The following is a 6,891-nucleotide window of genomic DNA, read 5'->3' on the forward strand; positions in this document are numbered from 1 at the left end:
TTATTCGAGGCTTAAACCTGAGATTTTCATTTCAGCCCAACCTCCGAGGCATTCAACAGAGCCATCGCCGTAGCAGTTAACTCTATCTCCATGTTCACCATTAGCCAATGCTTCTATGTTCTCTAATACAAGAGGGCATAATTCGTTTTTTTGATTTGCCCAAAAACAAAAGCCAGCGATCAGGCAAACTATTAATCCTACAAATTTCAATTTATTTTTCATATCTGTTTTTATGTTTGTTGCGGCAAAAATAAGGAGGCTTTTTCGGAGAAACTCCTAGATTTTACCTAGATTTTGCCTATATATGTGTTTTTTTATTTGTTTCACCTCATTTTGAGAGGTTCTTTCGTATTTTTGTAACTTAAATAAATATGATAATGAATTTGAGTTTATCAAGCAGGTTGAATTTGATTATTGCAGTTTCTGTAATTGCTATAGGAGTAGGGTATTGGTATTCTTGTAGCTTACGTACAAAAGTGACTGAAATCTGGAAACAAACTTTATGGGATGATTGTGCGGATAGGATGAGAGAAATCGGTGTAAAGAAGACGCATGGATTTTCTCCTGTAATTTCTTCTGGTATCAAAATAGAGACGGAAGATAAAACTCTGCATTTAAAAAAGGACGGTACTACGTCGTTAACTTCTGCTGAAAAAGATTTTCTTGCTGACCAATATTATTTATCACTCAAGAATCCTGTAAAAATCGAAAAGCTGGACAGTATTTTCCGATTGAATTTGAAGGAGAGAGGGTTTAATTTTAAAACGGCAGTGTCAATTTATAATAATGATTCGGATAAAAAGACGTTTTATGGTATAAATAATGTATGTCTCTTACCCGACTATTTGAAATTAACATATAAGGTGGACATTCAAGATGTCATAGTTTTAGAGGGGTATGTTAAAGGCGGTTGGTTAGAGAGCTTATTATGGGGTAAAGGTTATTATGTCTTACTATCCTTAATTATCTTTGGGGCTCTGGTTCTATTAGTCTTGGAAAAGAGAAGGTTGAAGTCTTTGAAGCAATTTGTTTCTGAAAATCAAATTATCCGGGAAACTCCTCTGGTTTTGCCTATCGAATCTGTTCAGCAGGATGTGGAGTTGGTTACAGATCCAGTAGAGGTGCATACACAGCCGGAGTTAAATTTTCATCCAACAACCTTAGTTGTTTTTCTGGATGAAAAGAAACATACTTTAGTTTGTGCAGATAAGGAAATATCGCTTGCTCGGAAAGTTTTCAGTTTGTTTTATCTGTTGGCGAAAGGGAAAGATTATTTCCAATCGTATGATTTCTTACTTCAAAATCTCTGGTCGGATGAAGAGAGTGTAGACAAAAAGCATCTGGAACAACTCGTGATCCGTTTACGGAAAGACCTGAAAGGTATTCCATTAAGTATTTATACTATACGGGGTAGCGGATATCAAATCAAAGGGAAAAATGATATAAAAATAAATATTGAACAGATAGATCACAATAATGAATAATAGCCTATTCAATAGACATTTTTAATACATAGAATCTTTCATTTGAAGTTCATCGAATGAAAGAATAACAATTATCAAATGAAAAGACTATATATGTGTTTTATTCGTTTGATATATGTCAAACGTAAATTTGAAAGCGAACTTACGAAAAATGTTTTAGAATAATTTTACCACCAAACCTGTTTTCCATCCTTATAAGTAAATATCCTTTCTTCCTTTCCCTTGGTATAATTGCGTAACCAGTATAAAGTGCCCTGTGGAATCTGTTCGTATATTAGTAAATCGTCCTGGTCAGCCGTTTGTTTTCCGGCGGAAGCCCATTTCCCGGATTCGTCTATATAAAAAAGCTCATAGAGGTTATCCTTCCGGATGCCATTGTCATCGTTCCGGATGATGTACCGGATTTTATTTATGTGTGTAGGTTTTGATAATGCCAGGCCTACCCAACTCATGCTGTCACGTGTGTGGAAGAAGGTGAGGGGATCGCCGTCAAAAACATTGTATTTAGTGGCATGTGGATTGTAGATACTTGTACTGTCTGTGCCGATAATTTCTCCTGTTAATATGTTCTGACTGTTTGTATCGTAAAACTCCAGTTCTGCCATATTCCCTCGTATATTGGGGGAAGACAGATATCTGTAATATTTGTAGCTCTTTTTAGGATTGACTTCAATGGTGGTGTACTTGAAATCCGGATTTTCCGTGAAAGTATACAAGTCTTCTGCTATCTGGAAATCTGCATGGTCTGATCCTTGGAATTTCCCCCCGACAAATGCCGGAGGTATAGCTGCCAGCTGCGTGGGTTCGCGATACTTACGTTCAAGGTGTAGATTTGCTTTTTCCTTCAGGCATTCGTAAGTTGTGATTTCCCCGGTAGAATCGACAGCAAAAGGAGAACTCAATGGCCGTAAAGAATTATTCTCATAACTGGCAACCTGATAGATAATATCCGGGCCGATATGGTTGAATGTCACTGTTTTGTTAGAGATTCTTCCCCAATCTACCGGAAACCACCCTTGTGGGTCGAATACGCATAGATAAGCGTATTGGTTGTGTGTATTTCCTTTTGTTAATGGAATAGATACGGTTTGAGGATGGATAAAGGGAAAATGTTCTGTTATATCTTTCATAAAGGGGTTCTTGAAAAATGTTGGAATTTCTTCTTTAGACGTATTTGTCATGATAAGGGAGTTTTGTTGTACGGAAAATGTTTTCTGATATACCTTCGGTATGTCTTCAAAACGTCTTAGATGATCTCCGGGATTCTGTTCTCCACCTGCAAAATCATAATATTTCCCATCTTCACAGTACAGGAGATTGAATGAATGGTTATTATTACGACGTCCCCAGTGAGGGATAACCCCTGTGGAAACAGGTATACCGACAGATCGCATGGCATACACAGCCAAATGGGTATAGTCCCCGCATAAACCGAATTTTATATGAATCAGGCTGCTCGGTTTTATATCGGCAGGTTTCGGAAAATCGGTGAAGATATGGATCGGTAATTTAATCAGTTCGTTGTTGATTGCTACGCAGGCATCGTGAGCAGTAGAGATACTATCCGTCAATAATCCGGAGAAGGTGTTGTAATATTGCTCTCTCCATGTCTCCGGTAGTTCGTTACCAATACGGTAAGGGAGTATCCATTCGCAAAAGTCCTCAAAAGAAAGATGTTTGTTCCAGGGTTTTTGCCATGTCAGGAAAGCTGCGTCTATCTGGGTGATCAGGAAGTCTGCTTTTAGTTGTTGTAAGTCTGTTTGCTGTTTGAATGAACTTCGTTGTAAGTTATTATTTGTTCTGTAGGTTTTATTGATTGTTTGTTGATCATATTCTTCTTGTTCTATCTGGTATACAGAATCGATGAAGTGATGAAATTGATCAATTTTATCCCCTTCCAGATAATATTTCCCCAACATATTTTGTATCAGAAACCTGGCTGCATTTTCTTTCTGTTTATCGCCCTTATAGTGTTGCATTACTTTTTCAAGTTCCTGCCGATTACTTCCCGCTGTTTGAAGGGCTAACTCTAATTGTCTATTATTGAAATTACTACATCCGCTCAGTAGGAATATAGCTATTATAAAAATGATTGAGTTGTGGCGATTCATAATAAATAGTGGTTTACAGAGTAAATGTGATTCTCAACAAAAGTATTGAAGTTCTTGTGTAAAAACAAATTAACCGCGAAATTTTTTATATATACCTTTCTGTTGTACAGATACCCCTCTTCAGTGACAGCCCCTGTCGAGCCTACCCCATAACGGAAGTTACCGAACTCACCGAACTGAACACGTCTACCGGCAGCCAGATGCTTTTTAAACAAATGGTTCATACGGTCGGCCACTCCCTTCACCTGGTTGGAAGGGATACCGGCTTCACTGATCTCACCCAACAACTCTTCGAAACCCACCAGATCCGAATAAACAGCCTGTGCATACAACTTTTCAGGGTTTTCCTCCTGGTCTTTCCCTAAATTCATTCTCTTTACTAAACGATACTTTACTGACATAATCTTTAAACTTTGAGTTAATAGAATAATACTTTGTTTGTTCTCGAGAACATGACAAAGATACTATCAGCCCAAAACACAAAATCGGAATAGGTCGGGTTGTCAGGATATCGGTTGGCTTATCTGGTAGTAACTATTTAGATCCAGATAACCGAACTGTATATCGTCATTCATGCACATGATAATGCGGTTATTTTCTTTGTCGTAGCAGAAATCGGCAATCTTATAGTTTTGATATTTTCTATTCCTCATTTTTTGTTCTACATTTGTGTGTCTGTCACAAACAAGATAAGAATATGAATAGTAAAGAATTACAACTCCTTGTAAGATGTGGAGAAACTAGTACAGTACAATTCAAAGAACGTTTCTCAAATCAGGACAGTATTGCTGCTGAAATGGTTGCTATGTCTAATGCACGTGGAGGTATGATCTTGTTTGGGATCAAAGACAAAACAGGCGAAGTGGTAGGACTGTCTTATCAAGAGATACAACAAATCAATTCAATGTTGGCTAATGTTGCCACAAACTTATTACGTCCAGTAATTTACATACAAACAGAAACTGTAATAATAGAAGATCGATCTATCCTTGTTGCCCATATAGACGAAGGAGACAATAAACCATATAAAGATTTGAGTGGAGTTATTTGGACAAAGCAAGGGGCGGACAAGCGTAAGGTGATGGAGAATAGTGAAATAGTTCGTTTATTTCAATGTTCGGGTATGATGTACGCCGACGAGCAACCTATTCCTTTTACATCAGATAAAGATATTAATAGTAGCGTATTGGATGATTTTGTGCGAAAAGAATATGGACGTGAAATAGATACATTTGGAATTCCTTATTTGGAATTGCTACAAAATCTAAATATAATAAGAGACGGTAAAATGACTTTGGCGGGCTTGTTGTTTTTTGGGAAATATCCTCAGCAATACCGCCCAACGTTTGTTCTAAAAGCTGTTGCGTTTTGGGGTATTGATATGGCTGGAATTAATTATAGAGATAGCAAAGATATTTCAGGTACTTTGCCTGAACTTTTTGAAAGAGGAATGTCTTTCTTTAAAGCTAATCTGCGTAATATCCAAGCTGGGCAGGGTTTTAATTCAATTGGTAAGCTCGAAGTTTCAGAAATTGCATTAGAAGAAATACTCCAAAATGCACTTGTGCATCGTGATTATACAAAGAATGCCCCAGTGAGGCTACTAATTTTTGATGATCGTATAGAGATTATTAGCCCGGGATGCCTTCCCGATGGACTGACTGTGGAGAACATAAAGTTTGGGAATGCAGTTGTTCGTAATCCGTTTATTGCTAATTTTTGTGCAAAGACAATGCCTTATCGTGGCTTAGGTTCAGGTATTATACGTGCACTCAAAGAAGAGCCCGATTTAAAATTTGTCAATGATTTAGATGGCTTGCAGTTCATCTCGATTATTAGACGATCCTATAATGAGGGAATAAATGAGGGAATAAATGAGGGAATAAATGAGGGAATAAATGAGATTGAAACTCTCATTCTATCTTTTTTGGAAAAAAAATCACAACCTAAAGTAAAAGATATATCCAAGCACATAAATAAAGGTATTGCTACAACAGAACGCTATATCAAATCGCTGAAAGAGAAAGGACTAATAGAATATAGAGGCTCTCGTAAAACAGGAGGCTATTATAAAAAATAACCTCTGTTTGTTGTAAATATATTCAAAGTATTCCTAAAATTCAATCCAAATCCAGATAACCGAACTGTATATCGTCATTCATGCACATGATAATGCGGTTATTTTCTTTGTCGTAGCAGAAGTCGGCAATCTTATCCTTAACATGATGCATCATATTTTGATTTCTATTTTGTTCCTTGGATGTTTGTTGTATAGAATCTTCTTCTGTTTATTGGAATTGACGTGTGTGTAAATTTGGGTGGTAACAATACTGCTATGCCCTAATAGGCTTTGAATATACTTGATATCTACATCTTCTTCTAATAATAATGTGGCAAAAGTGTGGCGAAAAGTGTGTGGCGTGATATGTTTTGATAGATTAAGTTCTTTAATGCATCTTTTTACAAGCTGCCTTACCGATTGGGGTGATATTTCATGGCCAAGCCTATTTGTGAAAAATGACGTTGTGGGTTGAGTTTGTTTATAATACTCTTTCATAATTGTAATTATCCCCTTGGAACAAATTTGTATTATCCGTTCTCTACTTCCTTTCCCGTATACTTTAATTGTACCTTGTGTCAAATCAATATCATTCCATTGAAGCTGACATAGTTCAGAGACTCGGACACCTGTGGCAAATAGTAATTCAATTATTGCGATATCTCGGGTTTTAGCTTTATATGTATAACTGTCATGGTTGGCTTCTTTCATTCGTTCTTTATATAAATATTCCAATATCAGTTTTATTTCGTTACTGCACATGACAGTCGGTAAAATGTAAGGTTCCTTCATCTGTATTTTTATTTTTCGGAAAGGATTGATAAATGTGTCATTCTCAAATTCATAGAAAGAGAAAAATGCTTTTGATGATGCGATTTTTCGCTTTATGGTCTTGGGCTTGAAGTCTGAAATCTTTTGTAGATAGGCTTTTATCATATCTTTTGAGACAGATTCCATCACTTCTATGGAGTATACTTCATAGAGAAAGTCTTTTAATTGTTCCAGGTCAATTTGATAAGCTGTTATAGTTTTCTTGCTCAATGCTTTTTCATATTGGCAGTGAAATATGAAGTCAGATAGAGCGCTACTTACCTTTTTTGCTCCTTTTGAGTCAGCTGTTTGTATTTCCATATTCATCATAAAATTTAATAATGCTGCGAAGTAACGTGAATAACATATATAAAGCTAATTATCAGGTAGAAAGTAGGAGGGTGAACAACTGATAACTTAATATTAT

At 36.5% G+C, this 6,891-nt stretch carries 7 protein-coding genes; 2 read left to right on the top strand and 5 right to left on the bottom strand.

Features of this window, described 5'->3' with window-relative positions:
- Positions 1-222 carry an NVEALA domain-containing protein gene (locus HMPREF1212_RS00775; protein ID WP_046148082.1) on the bottom strand — a complete coding sequence of 74 codons (222 nt, stop codon included), beginning with the start codon at positions 220-222 and terminating at the stop codon, positions 1-3.
- A gap of 155 nt (positions 223-377) precedes the next feature.
- Between HMPREF1212_RS00775 and HMPREF1212_RS00780 the strand changes: the two genes are divergently transcribed.
- Positions 378-1,484 carry a winged helix-turn-helix domain-containing protein gene (locus HMPREF1212_RS00780; RefSeq protein WP_157316931.1) on the top strand — a complete coding sequence of 369 codons (1,107 nt, stop codon included), beginning with the start codon at positions 378-380 and terminating at the stop codon, positions 1,482-1,484.
- Between the two features lie 167 nt (positions 1,485-1,651).
- Here HMPREF1212_RS00780 and HMPREF1212_RS00785 read toward each other — a convergent pair whose 3' ends face one another.
- The 3 genes from HMPREF1212_RS00785 to HMPREF1212_RS26895 form a co-directional block, all read right to left on the bottom strand.
- Entirely contained in the window at positions 1,652-3,463 is a 1,812-nt protein-coding gene (locus tag HMPREF1212_RS00785; RefSeq protein WP_232430031.1) for a transglutaminase-like domain-containing protein, read from the bottom strand.
- Positions 3,464-3,591: 128 nt separating this feature from the next.
- Complete coding sequence (locus HMPREF1212_RS00790; RefSeq protein WP_198293244.1) at positions 3,592-3,996, bottom strand: HU family DNA-binding protein; 405 nt, start codon at positions 3,994-3,996, stop codon at positions 3,592-3,594.
- Between the two features lie 102 nt (positions 3,997-4,098).
- Positions 4,099-4,248 carry a hypothetical protein gene (locus tag HMPREF1212_RS26895; RefSeq protein WP_157316933.1) on the bottom strand — a complete coding sequence of 50 codons (150 nt, stop codon included), beginning with the start codon at positions 4,246-4,248 and terminating at the stop codon, positions 4,099-4,101.
- 44 nt (positions 4,249-4,292) lie between these two features.
- On the opposite strand from HMPREF1212_RS26895, the gene HMPREF1212_RS00795 reads away from it, so the two are divergent.
- Complete coding sequence (locus tag HMPREF1212_RS00795) at positions 4,293-5,675, top strand: RNA-binding domain-containing protein (protein WP_046148085.1); 1,383 nt, start codon at positions 4,293-4,295, stop codon at positions 5,673-5,675.
- Between the two features lie 150 nt (positions 5,676-5,825).
- On the opposite strand, the gene HMPREF1212_RS00800 is transcribed toward HMPREF1212_RS00795, so the two are convergent.
- A complete protein-coding gene (locus HMPREF1212_RS00800) occupies positions 5,826-6,785 on the bottom strand; it encodes a tyrosine-type recombinase/integrase (RefSeq protein WP_046150178.1) in 960 nt (319 codons plus the stop codon).
- Positions 6,786-6,891: the final 106 nt, after the last annotated feature.

This window comes from Parabacteroides sp. HGS0025 (genome assembly GCF_000969845.1).
GTDB lineage: Bacteria > Bacteroidota > Bacteroidia > Bacteroidales > Tannerellaceae > Parabacteroides > Parabacteroides gordonii.